Annotated in this window: 11 protein-coding genes and 1 pseudogene; 9 read left to right on the top strand and 3 right to left on the bottom strand. The window is 61.2% G+C overall.

Translation table 11 applies throughout. The features are described 5' to 3' along the window. Positions 1-21 precede the first annotated feature (21 nt). From GR212_RS31925 to GR212_RS31915, 3 genes are read left to right on the top strand one after another with little or no spacing between them, the layout of a single operon-like run. On the top strand, positions 22-1,131 hold the full coding sequence (locus GR212_RS31925; protein WP_163993170.1) for an alkene reductase: 1,110 nt from the start codon (positions 22-24) through the stop codon (positions 1,129-1,131). Positions 1,132-1,158: 27 nt separating this feature from the next. Beyond that, on the top strand, positions 1,159-1,560 hold the full coding sequence (locus GR212_RS31920) for a nuclear transport factor 2 family protein (RefSeq protein ID WP_163993168.1): 402 nt from the start codon (positions 1,159-1,161) through the stop codon (positions 1,558-1,560). 34 nt (positions 1,561-1,594) lie between these two features. Further along, positions 1,595-2,347, top strand: coding sequence for an SDR family oxidoreductase (locus GR212_RS31915; protein WP_163993166.1), 753 nt, complete (start codon positions 1,595-1,597; stop codon positions 2,345-2,347). A gap of 232 nt (positions 2,348-2,579) precedes the next feature. On the opposite strand, the gene GR212_RS31910 is transcribed toward GR212_RS31915, so the two are convergent. From GR212_RS31910 to GR212_RS31900, 3 genes are all read right to left on the bottom strand, one after another. After that, on the bottom strand, positions 2,580-5,762 hold the full coding sequence (locus GR212_RS31910) for an efflux RND transporter permease subunit (RefSeq protein ID WP_163993165.1): 3,183 nt from the start codon (positions 5,760-5,762) through the stop codon (positions 2,580-2,582). Then, positions 5,759-6,946 (bottom strand): efflux RND transporter periplasmic adaptor subunit, encoded by a 1,188-nt coding sequence (locus tag GR212_RS31905; RefSeq protein ID WP_163993163.1) that lies wholly within the window; start codon positions 6,944-6,946, stop codon positions 5,759-5,761. The genes GR212_RS31910 and GR212_RS31905 overlap by 4 nt, the downstream gene beginning before the upstream one ends. A 309-nt stretch (positions 6,947-7,255) precedes the next feature. Continuing rightward, a complete protein-coding gene (locus GR212_RS31900) occupies positions 7,256-10,117 on the bottom strand; it encodes a winged helix-turn-helix domain-containing protein (RefSeq protein WP_163993161.1) in 2,862 nt (953 codons plus the stop codon). 359 nt (positions 10,118-10,476) lie between these two features. Here GR212_RS31900 and GR212_RS31895 point away from each other — a divergent pair, with 359 nt between their 5' ends. From GR212_RS31895 to GR212_RS31875, 6 genes and pseudogenes are all read left to right on the top strand, one after another. Beyond that, positions 10,477-13,257 carry an ATP-binding protein gene (locus GR212_RS31895; protein WP_163993159.1) on the top strand — a complete coding sequence of 927 codons (2,781 nt, stop codon included), beginning with the start codon at positions 10,477-10,479 and terminating at the stop codon, positions 13,255-13,257. 106 nt (positions 13,258-13,363) lie between these two features. Continuing rightward, entirely contained in the window at positions 13,364-13,663 is a 300-nt protein-coding gene (locus GR212_RS31890) for a putative quinol monooxygenase (protein WP_163993157.1), read from the top strand. 213 nt (positions 13,664-13,876) lie between these two features. Continuing rightward, positions 13,877-15,691, top strand: coding sequence for an ATP-binding protein (locus GR212_RS31885; protein WP_163993155.1), 1,815 nt, complete (start codon positions 13,877-13,879; stop codon positions 15,689-15,691). A gap of 48 nt (positions 15,692-15,739) precedes the next feature. Next, positions 15,740-16,084: pseudogene (locus tag GR212_RS37855) on the top strand (winged helix-turn-helix domain-containing protein); the annotation flags it as partial. A gap of 141 nt (positions 16,085-16,225) precedes the next feature. Next, entirely contained in the window at positions 16,226-17,167 is a 942-nt protein-coding gene (locus GR212_RS31880) for an ATP-binding protein (RefSeq protein WP_246726142.1), read from the top strand. A 153-nt stretch (positions 17,168-17,320) separates the two neighbouring features. Beyond that, positions 17,321-18,349: a helix-turn-helix domain-containing protein gene (locus GR212_RS31875; RefSeq protein ID WP_163993152.1), complete on the top strand. Its 1,029-nt coding sequence runs from the start codon at positions 17,321-17,323 to the stop codon at positions 18,347-18,349. Positions 18,350-18,369: the final 20 nt, after the last annotated feature.

Here is an 18,369-nt window from a genome sequence, read left to right as displayed (position 1 = left end):
CCCCAAAAGGAAAAACCGTCAATGTCTCGACAACCCTTGTTCACGCCCTATCGAATGGGCGGCCTGCCGCTTTCGAACCGTATTGTCATGGCGCCGCTTACGCGCATGCGGGCGCGCTCCGTCGACCATGTCCCGACAGAACTGCAGGCCGAATATTATGCCCAACGCGCCGGAGCAGGCCTCATCGTGACCGAGGCGACGGCCATCAGCCCGGATGGCTTCGGCTGGGCCGACACGCCCGGCCTGTGGAGCCGGGAGCAGATTCGCGGCTGGGCGCGGGTCACCCAGGCGGTCCACGCCGCCGGCGGCCGGATCGTCGCTCAGCTATGGCATACGGGGGCGATGTCCCATCCGGACCTGAGAGCCGGCCGCTTGCCGCTTTCGGCGTCGGACGTCGATCCCGAGCAGCAGTCCGTCACAGCGGCTGGACGTGTCCCCACGGTAACGCCGCGCCCGATGACGAGGGATGAAATCCGCCAGACGGTGCTCGACTACGGCCGCGCCGCGCGCAACGCGATGGATGCCGGATTCGACGGGGTTCAGATTCTTGCGAATTATCTCTACCTGCTCGCGCAGTTTCTCAACAAGGCGACCAATCGGCGGGACGACGCCTACGGCGGCGGCATAGAGGACCGGGCGCGCATCCTGTTTGAGGTTGTCGAGGCCGTCCTCGACCAGGTCGAGCCGAGCCGCGTGGGCATAAAGATCAGCCCCATGCACGAGCACGGGCCTTTCGCCGCCAACGACGAAACGCTGCCCATGGCGGAATATGCGATCCGTGAACTCAGCGGCTACGGGCTGTCGCACCTGCTGCTGATGGGAAACACGACCGACTTCACCGGCACGCCGATCGAGTCCCTGACGGGCGATGCGATGTTCCGTCACTTCAGGCCCATCTTCAAAGGGACCCTGATCGCCAACGTTCAGATGGATGCCGAGCGCGCCAACCGGCTGATAGCCGACGGACTTGCCGATCTGGTGGCCTTCGGAAGGCCTTTCATTTCGAACCCGGATCTCGTCGAGCGGCTCCGCATGGGCGCCCCTCTCGCGGAGGTGGACTGGACGACCGTCTATGCCTCCGGCCCGCGCGGCTATTCCGACTATCCAACCCTTGAGCTGCAGCCCCGCTAGCAGGTCAAAACAGAAAGGAAATCTCCAATGACTCGCACCACCCCGGAAGAGAACAAGGCACTCGTCCTTGACGCGTTCGACACGCTCTTCAACAAGCGGAACTACGCCGCCGCTGAACGCTACTGGTCGGACAGCTACATTCAGCACAGCGCCCACATCGCTCCCGGCCGCGAAGGATTGTTCGAGCTGATCCGCTCGCTTCCCGGCACGCTTCGCTACGAGAGCCAGCTGATCGTCGCCGAGGGCGACTACGTGATGGTGCACGGACGCTTTTCCGGCAACGGCCGGCCTGCCGCGTGGATTGCCGTAGACGTCATCCGCTTCCAGGACGGCAAGCTGGCCGAGCACTGGGACGTGCTTCAGGAAGAAGCCACCCGCGCTCAATCCGTCAGCGGACTGCCGATGTTCGGCGACCGCTTTCCCGAATGATCCTCCAAACCTCCGAAACCTAGGGAATACGACTATGAAACTCTCGGGCAACACCATCTTCATCACCGGCGGCGGCTCAGGCATTGGCCGCGCTCTTGCGGAGGAGCTTCACAAGCTCGGCAACAAGGTTATCATCTCCGGTCGCCGGCGCGCGAACCTCCAGGAGGTCATCGACGCAAATCCGGGTATCGAGGCGGTCGAACTCGATGTCACGGATTCGGCCAGCATCAATGCCGCCGCCCGCCGGCTCATCGCCGACCATCCGGATCTCAACGTTCTCATCAACAACGCGGGCATCATGCTGCCCGACCGGGCTGCGGGCCAGATCGACGACAAGCTCCTGATGGATACGGTCATGACGAACTTCGTCGGCTCCATCCGGATGAGTTCGGCGCTGGTCGACCATCTCAAGGGCAAGGAAGGGGCCGTCATCGCCTATACGAGCTCCGTGCTCGGATTTGTCCCGATGGCCGTCACCGCAGTCTATTCGGCGACAAAGGCGGCGATCCATTCCTATGCGCTGTCGCAACGCTTCATGCTCAAGGACACCGGGGTTCGCGTGCTCGAAATCGCGCCGCCGTGGGTCCGGACAGACCTCATGAACAGCCGGGAGGCCGAGCAGGCGATGCCGCTCGACCAGTTTATCAACGAGGCCATCGCCCTGCTTGGCACCGATGCGGACGAGATCGTCGTCGACGGAGCAAAAGCGTTCCGAAACAACGCTGGCCCCAACGAGCACCTGCTGATCGACGCGTTTAACCAGCAGGCGCTCGCCATGTTCGGCTAACGGCGACCCGCCGGCCGTTGTGGTTTTGAACAGCCGAGAGGCGCGGAATCCTTCCATCGGGATCCGCGCCTCCAGTTCGTTACACCCGCCCTCGGGGCAGTATCCGTTTGGCTGCATTCGATACCCCACGCATCTCCTGCCGCTGGGAGCGGGGCCAATCTGAAACGGGGTTCGCGGCTGCGCTCGCTCCAGCGGCTATCGGACGCGAGCATGGCCGATGCAATGGCCCGGATTATTCCGCGGCCTGCGGCAGTATCTCATCCTCTTCCTCCTCGTGCCGGCGCGGCTTGTAGCCCGAACGGAGCACGACATAGAAGACGGGGGTGAGGAACAGGCCGAACACCGTCACGCCGAGCATTCCGGAGAAGACCGCGGTGCCGAGGGACTGCCGCATCTCCGCGCCCGGTCCTCGAGCGACGGCCAGCGGCAGCACGCCGAAGATGAAGGCGAATGCTGTCATCAGGATCGGCCGCAGACGCAGATGGCTCGCCTCGATCGCCGCCTCCACCGCGGTCTTTCCGTCCTCCTGGGCCTGCCGGGCGAACTCCACGATGAGGATTGCGTTCTTGGCCGCCAGGCCGATCAGGACCACGAAGCCGATCTGGGTCAGGACGTTGTTGTCCATCCCACGGACGTAGACGCCGAGCAACGCGCCCAGGACTGCGAGAGGAACGATCAGAATAATCGCGAGCGGCAATATCCAGCTCTCATACTGGGCCGAGAGTGCGAGGAACACAAACACCACGGAGAGCACGAAGATCCAGGTCGCGCTGCCACCGACATGCGTTTCCTGATAGGACAGATCGGTCCACTCGAACGTGGTGCCGGGCGGAAGGATCCTTGTGGCCAGTCCTTCCATCGTCTTGATGGCGTCGCCCGTGGAAGTCCCCGGCGTGGCGTTTCCCTGGAGCGGGACGGAGACGTACATGTTGTAGCGCTGGACAAGCGGCGGTCCGCTGGTCTCGCGGATATCGGCAAGCGTGCCCAGCGGGACAAGCGCGCCGGTGGCCGATCGCACCTTCAGATCGAGCATGTCGTCGCGCTCCATTCTGAACTGCTTGTCGGCCTGGGCGCGCACCTGGTAGACGCGCCCGAAGGCGTTGAAGTCGTTCACGTAGGAGATGCCCAGGTTGCTCGAGAGCGTGTCAAAGATGTTCGGGATCGGCACGTTCAGGAATTGCGCCTTGTCGCGGTCTATATCCAGGTAGAATTCCGGGCCTGATTCCGAAAAGGTCGTGAACACGCCGTTCAGGCCAGGCGTCTGGTTGGCGGCAGCCATCAGCTGCCGGGTCAGGCCGAGGACGCGGGTCATGTCGGCGTTCTCGAGATCCATGACCTGCATCTTGAAGCCGCCCGAATTGCCGATGCCCCGTACAGGCGGCGGCGGTATGGCGATGATGAAGGCTTCATCGACGCTCTGAAGGTTCTTGTAGAGGTTCGCGATGATCGAATTGGCGGTTTCGCCGGACTTCAGCCGTTCCTCGAAAGGCTGGAACGGCGTGAAGACCACGCCGGCGTTCGATGCATTGGTGAAGGTGGCGCCACTGAAGCCGGCGAATTCGACGGCATTGCCGACGCCGGGGGTCTTCCTCGCGATCTCTGCGACCTGCTTCACGACCGCGTCGGTACGGTCGAGCGATGCGCCATCGGGCAGCTGAACGACAATGATCGCGTAGCCCTGGTCCATCACCGGAATGAAGCCGCTCGGAACCTGCGTGCTTACGAACCACGTTGCACCCAGGAGGAGCAGAAAGACGGCGAGCGCGCAGCCGCGCCCGATCCAGGACTGGACGATGAGGCGTACGAGCACCGAATAGCCGCGGCTCATCGCGTCGAAGCCGCGGTTGAAACCGCCCGAGATGCCATGGCCGATCCGCGAGAAGAGGCTGCGATGGTGCTCGACGTTCGAATGCCGCTTCAGAACCAGGGCTGCGAGAGCCGGAGAGAGGGTAAGCGAGTTTACCGCGGAGATCACGGTCGCGATCGCGATCGTCACCGCGAATTGTTTGTAGAACTGTCCCGCGATGCCGGGAATGAACGCAGTCGGTACGAAGACCGCCACCAGCACGAGGGAAATGGCGACGACGGCCGTCCCGACTTCGTCCATGGTCGTGTGCGCGGCCCGTCGCGGACCCATGCCCTTGGCAAGGTTTCGCTCCACGTTCTCCACGACCACGATCGCGTCGTCGACCACGATACCAATCGCGAGCACGAGACCGAAAAGGGTCAGCATGTTCAGCGACATTCCGAATGCGGCCAGGAACGCAAAGGTGCCGACCAGCGATACGGGGATCGCGACGATCGGAATGATTGCAGTTCTCCAGGACTGGAGAAAGACCAGAACGACGATCGCAACGAGAACGGCGGCCTCGCCGATGGTGTGATAGACTTCGGTGATCGATTCCGAGACGAAAGCGGTCGTGTCGTACACGACCCGGTATTCAAGCCCCGGCGGGAAGTCCTTGGAAACGTCCGTCATGATCTGCCGGATCTGGGCGGCGGTCTCGAGCGCGTTCGTGCCCGGCCGCGCGAAGATGCCGAGGGCGACGGCCGGCTGGTTGTTCAGGTAGCTGTTCGTGACGTAGTCCTGGGCGCCAAGTTCGACGCGGGCGACGTCCTCGAGCTTCACCAGCCGTCCGGCCGACGTGGACTTGACGATCACGTAGCGGAACTGCCTGGGATCGGAGAAGCGTCCGTCGGTCCTGACGACATATTGAAACGAGCTATCGGTGCCGGCCGGCGGACCGCCGATGGAGCCGCCCGAAACCTGGACGTTCTGGTCGCGAAGCGCGCCGACGACGTCGCTTGCCGTCATGTTGTACGAGGCGAGTTTCTCCGGATCGAGCCAGATGCGCATGGCATACTGGCGTTCGCCGAATATCTGGACATCGCCGACGCCCTGCAGGCGGACCAGCGTGTCGCGGATGCGGTTGCGGGCGTAGTTCGAGGTATAAAGCTGGTCGTACCTGCCGGATGGCGAGAGGATATGGATCACCATCATCAGGTCGGGCGAGCTCTTCTGCGTGGTCACGCCAAGCCGTTGCACTTCGTCGGGCAGGCGTGGCAGGGCGATCGCAACACGGTTCTGGACGAGGACCTGTGCCTTGTCGAGGTCGGTGCCGAGCTTGAATGTGATCGTCAGCGACATCGCGCCGTCGGCGCTCGAGTAGGACGACATGTAGAGCATGTCCTCGACGCCGTTCACTTCCTGCTCGATGGGGGTCGAGACCGTATCTGCGATGGTCTGCGGATCGGCCCCCGGATAGGACGTCTTTACCACGATCGTCGGCGGCGCGATGTCCGGATACTGCGAGATCGGCAGCTGGAGATAGGCGATGGTGCCGACGATCATCAGAACCACGGATATGACCGATGCGAAAATCGGGCGGTCGATGAAAAAGTGTGCGAACCTCATTTCGATGGCTCCACGGCGGCGGCCGCTTCCTGGCTCGAAGCCGGCGCATCATTGTTCTCGGGCGGAAGCTGCACGGTGACAGGCGTTACCTTGCCGCCTGGACGGACCCGGACGACGCCTTTCACGACGATCGTCTCGCCGCCGGTCAGACCGCTTCTGATGACGCGGTAGCCATAGAGTTTCGGCCCCGGCCGTACCGACTTCGTCGATACCGTACCGTCTTCCCCAACGACATAGACGACCCGCTCGTTCTGGTCGGACGCGATAGCCTCGTCGGGTATCAGCACGGCCTGGTAGGCGTTCGAGCCCTCGATCGCCACCCGTCCGAAGAGGCCGGGCTGAAGAAGGAAATTCGGGTTGGCGAAACGGGCGCGGACACGCAGCGTTCCGGACTCGGGATCCACCGTGTTTTCGGCGAAGTCGACGACACCCTTGACCTTGGTATGGTCGCGATCCGCAAGCGTCACCGTGACAGGGAGGCTCCCGCCGCCGTCCTGCAGGACGTTGCCCTGCTTCCTGGCGGTCTCCGCGTAGTTCAGCAATCGCCGCTCGTCGACGTCGAAGTAGAAGTCGATCGGGTCCATGGCGACGATGGTGGTCAGAACGGTCTGGTCGGCCTGCACGAGGTTTCCAGCCGATATGAGATGCCTGTCGATGCGTCCGCTCAGCGGAGCCGTAATGTTGCTGTAGATGAGATCGAGTTTCGCGCGTTCGACGCTCGCCTGCGCACCTTCCACGTTGGCCTCGGCGGACTGAAGCTCGCGACGGCGGTCGTCGAGCGTCGATACGGACTGGCTCCCGGACTTTACAAGCGAGTCCACGCGCTCGAACTCCGACTTGGCGTAGGTCAGCGTGGAATTTGCGACGGCAAGGGTTGCGTTCGCCTCGTTGAGCGCCGTGTCGAACGGCCGCTGGTCGATCTGGAACAATTGGTCGCCGGCCTTGACGAGCTGGCCGTCCTTGAAGTCGATATTCTGGAGATATCCCCCGACACGCGAACGCACGCTGACCTGCTCCGACGCCTGGAAGCGCCCGATGAAGTCGTCGGTGTCGGTGACGTCGCGCAGGAGCGGCTTTGCCACCGAGACCTGCGGCGGGGGTGGAGACTGCTGCGCGGACGCGGTGCTGGCCGCGAGGAGTAAGAGAAAAGCGACAAGACGGCCGTGATGGTCGGTTATGCGCATTGGAGTAGCCTCCGGATCTGGTCGGGCAAGCGCACCTCGACGCTGTCAAAGCGTATCAATGGCATTGCCGAGCCCCTGACGATGCGGCCGTCGAAGGCTCGCGGTTTCCTGATAGGGAAACCCTAGTCGGGTGACGGGCGGGCTATTGTCGAAAATCAGCCTTTTAGAAGAATCCTGATCGAACAAGTGCACCGTTTTCCAGTCCACTCGTTCGGAACGCCCTGCCGCCGCCGGGTGATGACGAAGGCGAGGCGAATACATCGCCGATCGACAAGCGCCACTGTGTAAATCCGTCGAAATTGGGCGGTCTCAGCCTCGATTTGCGAGGAGCGTCTGAGCCTCTCTCAGGTCGCCGGTGAGGAAGCCTTCGGTAAATCTGGCGTAGATTGGCTCCAGCAGGTCGCGGGCCTCGTGAAACCGGCCGAGGCGTTGCCAAAACCGGGCGGTGCTGCTTGCCGCCCTCAGCTGCCACGACAAGGCGTTCTGCCGTCCGGCCAGGCTCAGCGCTTCGGAAAACAGCTCCTCGATGGCGGCAATTGCCGGGCTCTCGATCTGAATGGCGAGGATCTCTCCCTTGATCCTGAGCAATTCCGGAAGGATCCAAAGTTCCTGGGTCTGCAGTGCTGCGGAAATCGCTCGGTCTGCGACCGCATTGCCTTCCTCGACTTTTCCCGCGCGGGCAAGCCCCATCGCGAGTTCTCCCAGAAAGCCGATGTAGCGCATATGAAAGGAGTGCTCGGGAAACGTTTCGAGTGCGCTCCCTAGAACGTCCAGCCCGTCCTGCAACGCGCCTTGTCTCATAAGCAGCACCCCTTTGAGACATCGGGTCCATCGCGCCCATGGTTCGGCGGCGTGCCGCACCGGCTGACGGGCAAGCATGCCGACGTAGCGTTCCGCCGCTTCGAGATCACCCGCAAGGAGAGAAACAGGGACCGCCGATTGAACCAGAACATATGTCAGAGAGAGCGCATGTCCGACGTCCTTTGCCTTGTCGACGTTCGCTTCGACAATGGAGACCGCCTTGTCCGGACATCCCTGCAGCCACATTATGCTGGCCAGAGCGATGTTCGCCATTACCTGCTGATCGAATTGAAAGCGCACGATATGCGAGCGATCCGGGGGCGCGGTATAGTGCGCCAGCATGAGCTCGGTATGCTTTCTGGCCAGGTCCTGTTCGCCCAGAAGATGAAAGGAATATCCCAGCAGTCTATCAGCCAGCGCCGAGGCGGCAGGGTCTCCGCAGCTTGCCGCGCTTCTTGCGAACCGGTTGGCATAGTCGAGCGCAGCCCGGTTCTCCCCATGGTTTATTCGGTCTGACCACAGTCCCCACATCGCTCTCAATCGGTAGTCGTCCTCTCCGATTCGTTCGGCGATCTTCAGCACGGACGTCCACGCGGCGGTCAGTTCCGGCGCCGAACCGCGCGTATAGAGGGACGCGCCTCCAACGGCCGAAAAAAGCCGCAGCTTTTCGTTCGAATCCCGATCGCCGTGTGGGTCGAGCCTGGAAAGCGCGGCTTCGGCCCAAAGGCGGCACTCCTCGTTCAGGGATAGATCGATCCATAGAGGGATGGCAGAAATGGTCAGAGCCACGCCAGCTTCGGCAGCGCCGCCGGGAGAGAAAGCCCAATTCAGAGCCAGACGGATGTCCTCTATATGGTCGGCATAGGCAAGGAGCCATTCCTGCCCGGACCTGGGTCCCTGTTCTGCTACGACCTGGTCCGTTATCTGTCGAAGATACTCGGCATGGCGCAGGGAGAACTGATTGACCTCCTCACTTTCGGCCAATCTCTCCTGAGCATATGCCCGCGTGGTGCTAAGCAGACGATATCTTGCGTTCGCATGCCCGAATTCGGCGACGATCAGAGATTTCCTGACGAGGTGGGCGATATCATCCACCAATATGGACTGGCCGATATCCGGACCCGATGCCACGGCGATCGCGGCTCTCAGCGTAAAGTGACCCGCGAAAAGGCTAACCCTGCGCAGCACCGCCTTTTCCGTCTCGGCAAGCGCGCCATAGCTCCAGTCGAGCGTGGCGCCGAGTGTCCGATGCCGTGGAACGGCGGTACGGGCGCCCTGCATCATCAATTTGAATTTGTCGTCGAGCAGCTTGAAGAGACCGAACACCCCGAACGCATCGACACGGCTTGCCGCGAGCTGGATGGCGAGCGGGAGGCCATCAAGTCTCCTGCATATGTCGGCGACGACCGGTGCCTCCGCGTCGGTCAGCCGGTAATTGTCGAGCGAAGCGGCCGCCCGTTCGGCAAACAGCTGGACCGATGGGAAGGCGAGTGCTTCGGCCGCGGTCAACATGTCCCCGACTGGCGGTGCCTGCAGAGGCGACAGACGCAGGATGACTTCGCCTTCGGCATTGAGAGGCTCGCGGCTCGTCGCGATGATCCTCACCATCGGGGCCGCCTTCAATATTTCCTCCGCAAGCTTGGCGGCAATCTCGACGACATGCTCGCAATTGTCCAACAGGATCAACAGATGCTTGTTCTTGAGGTGGGCAAGAAGGTCATGGACAGGATCGCGCGAGAGAGCGACGATCCCGACCGCCGATGCGACGGTGGCCGGGACATGGCTGGCGTTGGAAACCGGCGTCAAGTCGATGAACCGGCCGCCGTCCCGATAGGAACTTGCAAGCGAGGTCGCTGCGGCGATCGCCACGGTGGTCTTGCCAATGCCGCCGGCGCCGGAAATCGTCACAAGACGATGCCGCGACACACGGGCCGAGAGAGTGTCGACAACGTCCGCGCGCCCGAACATCCTTGACAGGGCAACCGGAAGGCCGATGCCTTCCGATCCGTTGGCGAGGAAGGTGGCTGCTTCCGCGGCTTCTTCGACGGGAGCCTTGAATTGGTAGCCTCGGCCGACGACGTTTCCGATGGCGTCTTCGATGCCGGCCGCCGCAAGGAGCTTGCGCAACTCCGCCACGTAGACACGCAGGTTCGCCTCGCCGACCAGTGTCTTCGGCCAGGCATTTTTCAAGAGTTCCTGCTTGTCAACGATCTGGCCGCTACGCTCGGTGAGCATTGTCAGTATATCGAACGCACGCGGGCTGATCCTGACCGGCATGTCGTCTTTTATGAGCAATCTCTGCATCGGCAGAAGCTTGAAGGGACCGAATTTTAGCATCGCCGTGCGAGGTATATTCTGAGTTCCCGGCACTAAACTCTCCTAAAAGACGAACGCATTGGGACAAGTGCACGTCCTAACTTGCAAAGCCTTTCCAGACCATACTCTCCGCTCGCCAATCCAGCGGTCTACCCGGCATTTACTGGCAATCTTTGCAGTGAAAAGAGAAAATTTACAGCTATTTATTTCGCCCGGAGCCGACTTCGCATCAATATGTGATGGCCTGAAAACGCGGTCGTCGCGGCGGGGAAGGCGCATGGCGGACGACACCGTTCGAGAGAGCGCCCGATGGCTGCGATCGTCGCGTCCGCAGGCCTTTTTGGGTGGCTGGCTTTGGCATTTCGATCTCGCGACCAAAGCCGGCGGACGCATTGGAGATGACGGTGACCTAGATGACCGAGGAGTACCTTTCGTTCGGACCGTTCAGATTGTTCGCCTCAAGGCGGATTCTGGAGAAGAACGGCCAGCTGGTACCGGTCGGTGGCCGCGCCTTCGATGTTCTTACGACACTCGCGGTCAAGCGGGGAAGCGTGGTCACGCTTTCCGAAATCGGAAGGCTGGTCTGGCCCGGCATGCACTTGGATGTCGGCACCCTGAGGGTTCATATCGCGGCCCTGAGGAAGGCGCTGGGCGAGCAGCAAAGCGAGCGGGGCTTCATCGTCAACGTTCCCGGAAAAGGCTATCTTCTTGCATCCGACGCCATGTTGCGGCGCGATCCCGGCGCGTCGTTGGCGCAGCCCGCGCCGCCGCCACGAATTTCACCCAGGACCCGGGTTATCGGACGCGAGGCTTTTACCCGTGCGGCATCGATCCAGCTGGCCGCCACTCATCTCCTGACGCTTTCCGGGCCGGCCGGGGTGGGCAAGACAACGATGGCTCTCGCAATCGCTGACGAGATTTCGGACAACTATGCCGATGGCGTTCACTTCGTCGATCTCGGCCTGCTGCAGAAGGCCGACCAGATAGCCGGAGAGCTTTGCTCGGTTCTCCGCCTCAGTTCGTTCTCGGACAATCCGATTGACAGCGTTCTTTCCCGCCTCGAAGACCGCACGTCGTTGCTTATTCTGGACAATTGCGAGCATCTTGCGCCGGCGGTACGGGTCTTTGTCGAGGCCGTCCGCAAACGTGCGGCGACCGTCGATATTCTCGTCACGAGCCGCGAGCCTCTTCATGCGGAAGGGGAATTGATCAGAAGCGTGCCGCCGCTCAAGACGCCGCCCTTGGGAGAGCCGCTTACGGCCGAGGAGATTTTCAGCTTTCCGGCGGTCGAACTGTTTGTCGAAAGGGCATCGGCGCAGAGCGAAGTGTTTCGACCTTCCGCAGAAAATGCGCAGGCGATTGCCGAACTATGCCGAAATCTTGAGGGTATACCTCTTGCGATCGAGTTCGCGGCTGCGCGCGCCGGCGATCTGGACCTAGGCAGGTTCGGTGAGGGTTTTGAAGCCATCTATCCGATGCTGAGGGAAGTTCGCCTGCCCGGCGAACTGAGGCATCGCACGTTGCGGAATACCATCAGTTGGAGCTATGGCCTGCTAACGGGTTTCGAAGGGGTGGTTTTCCGGAGACTCTCCGTTTTTTCGGGAGATTTCACGGTCGAAGCTGCTTGCGACGTGACAGGGCTCGGAGGCGATCTCGGCCGCGAGATCGGCGCCATCCTGGCCAGCCTGATCGCCAAGTCGCTGATAACGGCCGTGGGCAAGGGCTGCTTCATCCGATGCCGCATGCTTAACATGATACGCGAGTTTGGCCGGGAAAAACTCGACGAAAACGGCGAAGCGGTGCTCATGTACCGCCGCCACGCGGAGTTCTGCGTTTCCCTGCTGGAAGAGGCGGCGGCGGCCTGGAGCGACGGCGTGACGTCAACATGGCTCGAGCAGTATGGCTCCAAGCTTCCCGAGGTGAGACAGTCGATCGAATGGGCGTTCTCAAGCCCCGGAGATGAACAAATCGGCGTAACGTTGACGGCATTGGGATCGGTGCTGTTCATGACGATAGGGCTGATTGGCGAATACCGCACGCTTATCGAACGGGCGCTGGAAGTGAACCGGAGATCGCCTGCACCCGACAGGCTCGCGGACGCGAAGATGCACGCGGCCCTGGCGACGATCTATCATCATTCCCACGATTTTCCGCTCGGCGACGAGACGACGGGGCAGTTCGAACTGAGCCTGAAGGCAGCCCGCGATGCGGGTAGCATAGCAGACGAGCTTCGGGCGATATCGGGTCTTTCCGCAGCCTACCTGTTCAGGGGAGAACATGAAAAGGCGCTGACGTTGCAAAGGGACTTCGACAGGCTGGAGGGCCCAGATGCCCGGCATGTGGCAAACCGAACCCTGGGACATAGCAATCACTATGCGGGAAACAGGGTGGAGGCCGAACGCCGTATTGCCGCCGCGCTCCATCCCCTAGACGGCAATCCCCAGATCAAGAATGCCGGTTCACAATTCGATCAACGCCAGGTAACGCTTCGATCTACCCTTGCCAATCATCTCTGGCTCACCGGCAAATTGGACCAGGCAACCCTTCTCGCATCGCGCTGCGTCGATGATGCTCTGGTGGCCAATCATCCGCTTTCATTGTGTCATGCGCTGGGGACCGCCGCATTTCCGCTTGTCTACCTTACAAATGGGCCGTCGGCAGCAGCGCCGTATCTTGCTCTCCTGACGGAGACCGCTTCCCGTCATGCGCTCTATCGTTGGCTTCGCTGGGCGGAGGCCTATGAAGACGTGACCTCGCCCGATGCCATAGTTCGAAATAGGAATGACCACACCGGGCTGCTTTCAAAGATCGGCATTGGAGGCGTGCTGACCGAGTATACGGCAGTGCTGGGCGGCGAGATGGCCATCGACTGGGTGGTGCGCCACGCCATGAACACCACACCCGGCTGGTGCTATGCCGAACTGCTGCGGATCTGCGGCGAGCTCGAACTTCGCAGGTCGGGAGATAAAGCGGAGGCGATGAAATTTTTCCGCCAGGGGCTCAATCTGGCGACCAGCCAAGGCTACGACACATGGCGGCTCAGATGCGCAACGAGCCTTGCGCGAGTCCTTGCGGAAACCGGCGCCACGTTCGAAGCCGCGACCGTTCTTTCCGACGTCATGCCCCTTTTCGCAGAAGGTTTCGAAAGCGTGGATTTTCGAGCGGCGCGTGCGCAACTTGCCGCTGTCCACTGACACTTGAAGACGGGAACATCGATCGACGCCCATTTGCATCAAATCTGTTCAATATGAATTCGGGGCCGGCACTATCGTAGGTAGTCAGGTCTTGGAGGAAGATTAAATGATCCACGTCATCAGCATCATCATTGCAAATTCGGGAATGCGCGAGGCGCTGTTGAAGGCTTTTAAAGAAATAGTGCCCGCCGTGAGGAAGGAACCTGGTTGCCTGGAATATATCGCGATGGGAGATGCCGACGAAACCGACCCGGGCTTCGGAAGCGACACCTTCGTGGTCATCGAAAAATGGGAGAACCACGCAGCGTTCAAGACGCACAAGACGGCAGCCCCGCTTCGTTCCTTCATGACCGGATCAAGGGCGCTTCTCAACTCGCTGTCGCTGCATGTGCTCCGGGAGCTCTGACAGATGAGGCGATGAAAGATGGACGCGGATGACCGATGGCCGGAGGAGCTTTCGCTGCTCACTTTGCGGGCCTCGTCGAGCTGCAAGCCTGAAGCAGGAGAGGGTAGCTCCTGCGAGCGCCGGGATTCCTCGCCGATGCCTCTTCCCCTCAGTCGCTCCGGACGAATAGGCGATGGCCATGAGCTCTCCTGCTTGACGTTCGGGCAATTCCGGATGGATCCCCAGTCGCGCCGGCTCACTCGCGAGGGTGTCCATCTGGCCATAGGCGGCCGGGCATTCGATCTTCTGCTTGCCCTGGTCGAAAATGCGGGGGAAGTCGTCACGCATGCCGAATTGGTGGCGCGCGCGTGGCCGGGCAGGAGGGCTGTGGGGGATAGCGCACTTCGATTTCAGATGAAGGTGTTGAGAAGGCTGCTCGACGACCCTGAACACACCTTGCTGACCACTGTCGCTGGCAGAGGATACATGTTGACCGAAAAGGTTCGCCCGGGTTGCGCTGCCGGCAATCTGGAGAAGCCGCATGGCGACATTCCAAAAATAGCGAAGCGAGAAGGTGGCGCTTGGCCCATCGTCCGCTGGCTCGGATCCGACGATGCGCAGCCTCGTCTCTTCGGCCGAGAAACGGATGTCCCGGCTGTCGCCGAGGCCCTTCTGAGCGAATCCTTCCTCACCATCATCGGCGCCGGCGGCGTCGGCAAGACAGCGCTTGCGCTGGCGGTAGCAGCGCGGCTTGCCAACGTCTTCGACAAGATCGCCTTCGTCGACTTCTCGGGTATGGAGAGGCCCGGCCCCAGCTTAGGCGTTGCTTCCGCTCCAGGCTTGGATCCCGCGATCGCTGACTGGTTGCAACAGATGGCTCCCCTGTCTCGGAATGAGCGGCTGCTCACGATCTTCGATAGCTGCGAGCACGCCATTGAAACCGCCTCGGCACTCGTGGAGCGGATACGGAGCGAACTGCCGTCCGCCGTCATCCTCGCCGCGAGCCGTGAACCGATACGCGCTGTCGGCGAAAGGCTCAGGCGGTTGTCGACGCTGCCGCTGCCGGCGATGGACGACAGCGTCGATATCGATGAGGTTCTTTCCTGTCCTTCGATTGCGCTGTTTGTGGAGAGGTCGCAGATCGCTGCATCCCTGCTGGCCGACGGGCGCCGTTTGTCGTTGATCGCCGCGATATGTCGCCGGCTCGACGGCATTCCGCTGGCGATCGAGCTTGCAGCGGCCAGGTATCAGGATCTCGGGCTTTCAGGCCTATCGGACCTTCTGACCTCCGCAATCGATGCCGGTGTCGGCAGTCATCATCAACGGATACCGCCTCGGCATCGATCGATGTCGGCCAGCCAAGGCTGGAGCTTCGGTCTTCTGTCGCTCAGACAGCAGAGGATGCTTTGTCGCCTGTCGGTATTCGACGGCGCCTTTTCGGAAAGCCTGGCGGTCTGTGTCGGGGCGAAGCATGCGCCTTCCGCGCGGGAAGCCTTCGAAGATCTCGCGGAGCTGGTGCTGAAATCGCTGGTTGACTTTGACGCGGCCGAGAAGACCAACAACTACTCCCTGTTGGCGACGACCAGGGTCTACGCCCTGCAGCGCCTGCGTGAAAGCGGGGAGGAGGATGAGGCTCGTCGCCTGCATGCCGTTCTCTTCGAAGAGGAGCTCAGGCGCCTGGATGCTTCGTACCCGAACGCAGATCGTGCCGCCTGGCGGCAAGCGCACGCCAAATTGATTGGAGACATTCGCGCTGCGCTCGACTGGTGCCAGTCCGAACGGGGCGACCCCGAGCTGGCGATCAAACTGTGCCTCTCAGCCAGCGTGCTTTTTCTGGAGGTCGGCTTGCTGCGTGACTATCTGAACTATCTTGAGCGCGCGCGGCCGCTTTTCGAAAGCGCTCCCTCGAATGAATATCTGGAAGCATCTCTTTTGAAAATGCTGACGGCGGTTCGCCACTATGTTGGCGGTCCGGCCGAGGAAATGCGGGGCGGCCTGGCGAAATTGTTGCGCGACACCTCTCGCCGATCGTCGGGTCGGGTGCGCTAGAGGTGTGCCGGGCCAATTCAAAGAGGAGTTCGCCGCGGTTGATATGATATGCGCGGCGGATATGCCGCATCAACCCGGCCGAACATGGAAGCCGATCGGGGTTGCCTGGGAAAGGAGCGAATGCGGTACTGCTTCGGATCGTTTGAACTCGATACGCTGCGCCGCGAGCTGACGCGCGACGGCAGGCCCATGCGTCTCGCTGGCCGCGGGTTCGATCTGCTTGCGTGCCTGGTGGAGCGTCGAGGCGAAACTATCTCGAGCGAAGAGATTGTCGGAAAAGTGTGGCCGGACAGAAGGATGGATCCCTCTCAGCTCAGGTTTCACATCGCCCCGCTACGCAAAGCCCTGGGCCAATCAAGCGAATGCAGGTTCATTGCCGCATTGTCGGGCAAAGGCTATTCCTTCATTGCGGAAGTTAACCCGAAATATCCCGACGGAAGCGAGGGATTCCATGCGCCCTCGGAGACGCAGGCGCGGATCAAGGCACTCGACCCGGACAGCGAACGGGAAATTTCGTTCTGGCGGGAAACGGAATTGGCGGGCCGGAAGGACGAGATCGCGGCATTTGGCAGAACGCTCCTATCGGATCGCTTCCTCACCATCGTCGGTGCCGGCGGCGTGGGAAAGACGTCGTTGGCTCTGGCAATCGCCGACGATCTGCGCGAGCGGTTTTCCCGTGGCGTCCTGGTGGTGAACGTCGCGGCAATCCATGGTCTGGGGATGATATCGACCGCTATGGCGTCCTTGCAGGCTCAGCGCAGCGAAGGCGGTGCGCTTTTGATCCTGGACGGCTGCGAGCAGGACACGATTTTCGCGGCAGAGACGGCTCGAAGACTGCTTGCATCCTTCAAAGATCTGTTCGTGATCGCCACCAGCAGAGCGCCGCTGATGACGGCCGGCGAACGGCAGCGAAGGCTTGGGATGCTTGCGGTGCCGCCTGCCGGATCCAGTTGGCCACGGATTCTGTCCTATCCGTCGGTGGAGGTGCTGCTGATGCGGGGGCATCTGGATGCTGGATCGCTTTCCGAGTCCGAGCGGATTATGGTGGCGGACGCTTCAAGGCGCCTGGACGGACTGCCGCTTGCGATCGAGATAGCCGCCGTTCACTGCAGGCGAGGCGGCGTCGAAGCCCTGCGAAATATCCCGGAGGACGGAATTTTCGACCTGGAAGCGCGCCATGCGCGGCCTGACCGGCATCGGACTCTACGTGCGAACGTCGATTGGAGCTACAGGATGCTGTCCGACGAAGAGAAGGACGTGCTCCGTCGGCTCTCCGTCTTTGCCGGCCCATTTGAAATGGATGCGGCGTTTGCTGCCTGCGCGCGCACGGCGAGCGAACGTAGTGCATTCCCTGATCGTTTTCTTTCGCTCATCCTCAAGTCGGTGATGTTGGTCGACATCGAAGGCGACGCGAAAATCTACAGGCTCGGCAACGATATTCGACGTCTTTCGATCGCAAGATCGAATGTCCCATAAAGTGCCAAGGCCATCGAGGGATTGCATTGGCATTCGATTGCCAGGTGCGCCCGGAAGAGCCGATAGCGTCCACATTTTCTCACAACGTATAATTTGTTTTTCGTCCCTCCTCCTCCGATCGTCTCCCCAGGTTTCGACGAGGGGACTATCATTATGTTGGCAAATGCTCGTGCTACGGCACTTCCGTCCGATGGCCACCCGGCCTCGATAAAATCGGGCTTGCCTCTCCGGTCGGCCGAAGGTTCGCCAAGCTGGTCTGCCACAGATCCGGTCGTGTACCATGGCGGCGTCATCACGCAGCGCTACAGACGAACATGGAGCCACGTCTCGGCGACCCTCGACTATGTGGAGGCCGAGCATTCCATGAAAGTGGAAATCGACTCGTCATCGGCAAGGATTTCCGTCGTCCTTGAGGTTGTGGGCGGCAAGTTTGTAGTCGATGCCGCCGGAAGCTCCGGACCGGAAAGCGATCTGGAGCGTTTTAACGAGGGACCTGTCAGCATTCTGCCGAAAAGCTTCCGGGCGGGGGGAACATCGGAAAGGGTGCGTTTTCTTCGACACCTGCTCGTTCAAGTGGATGAAAGCCGTCTTCAGGATGTCTATGACGAGGTGACGGGATCGTCCGGAAAGCTCATTCCGAAGCTGATGTTTCTCGACCAGCGTCTCATGGATCTGTCGAAGCTAATTGCGCATGAATGTCAGTCGTCGCTATCCGACGACTCTCTTTTCGGGGATACGCTCGCATCCGCGATGATGATTGCGCTTGCCAGGTCGCATCGTCAGAAGCCGCGATCTCTCGCCCGCGGAGGCATGGCGCCCTTTCAGCTGCAAAAGGTTCAGCGCCATATGCTGGACAATATCGCAGAGACCGCGGCACTCTCCGAACTTGCGGAAATTGTCACGATGTCCGTCGCCCATTTCTGCCGCGCATTCAAGATTTCGACGGGAAAAGCTCCGCATCAATGGCTGATCGAAGCACGGATAGAGACCGCGAAATCCCTTCTTCTCCGCAAAGAGATGTCGCTCGCCCATGTGGCCCTGACCCTGGGCTTCTGCGATCAGGCGCATTTTACCCGGACGTTCAGCAAGATTGTCGGAACCACTCCCCTGGCCTGGATCCGGGACAAGGCCCTTGCGGCGCATGGCGTTGACGCGCCGTACGACTACGAGTTTTCGGGCTGAGCGGGCGGTTCGATGCGCGC

Source organism: Martinezella lusitana (assembly GCF_010668395.1).
GTDB classification, from domain to species: Bacteria; Pseudomonadota; Alphaproteobacteria; order Rhizobiales; family Rhizobiaceae; genus Rhizobium; species Rhizobium lusitanum_A.
The sequence above is the reverse complement of the archived record's forward strand: the minus strand, read 5'-3'. Positions and strand labels throughout refer to the sequence as shown.

Bases quoted from the DNA above. Each gene is read 5' to 3' on its own strand.
- GR212_RS31920 (WP_163993168.1), top strand. From the start codon at position 1,159: ATGACTCGCACCACCCCGGAAGAGAACAAGGCACTCGTCCTTGACGCG.
- GR212_RS31885 (WP_163993155.1), top strand. From the start codon at position 13,877: ATGGATCCCCAGTCGCGCCGGCTCACTCGCGAGGGTGTCCATCTGGCC.
- GR212_RS31890 (WP_163993157.1), top strand. From the start codon at position 13,364: ATGATCCACGTCATCAGCATCATCATTGCAAATTCGGGAATGCGCGAG.
- GR212_RS31875 (WP_163993152.1), top strand. From the start codon at position 17,321: ATGTTGGCAAATGCTCGTGCTACGGCACTTCCGTCCGATGGCCACCCG.
- GR212_RS31910 (WP_163993165.1), bottom strand. From the start codon at position 5,762: ATGAGGTTCGCACACTTTTTCATCGACCGCCCGATTTTCGCATCGGTC.
- GR212_RS31925 (WP_163993170.1), top strand. From the start codon at position 22: ATGTCTCGACAACCCTTGTTCACGCCCTATCGAATGGGCGGCCTGCCG.
- GR212_RS31895 (WP_163993159.1), top strand. From the start codon at position 10,477: ATGACCGAGGAGTACCTTTCGTTCGGACCGTTCAGATTGTTCGCCTCA.
- GR212_RS31915 (WP_163993166.1), top strand. From the start codon at position 1,595: ATGAAACTCTCGGGCAACACCATCTTCATCACCGGCGGCGGCTCAGGC.
- GR212_RS31905 (WP_163993163.1), bottom strand. From the start codon at position 6,946: ATGCGCATAACCGACCATCACGGCCGTCTTGTCGCTTTTCTCTTACTC.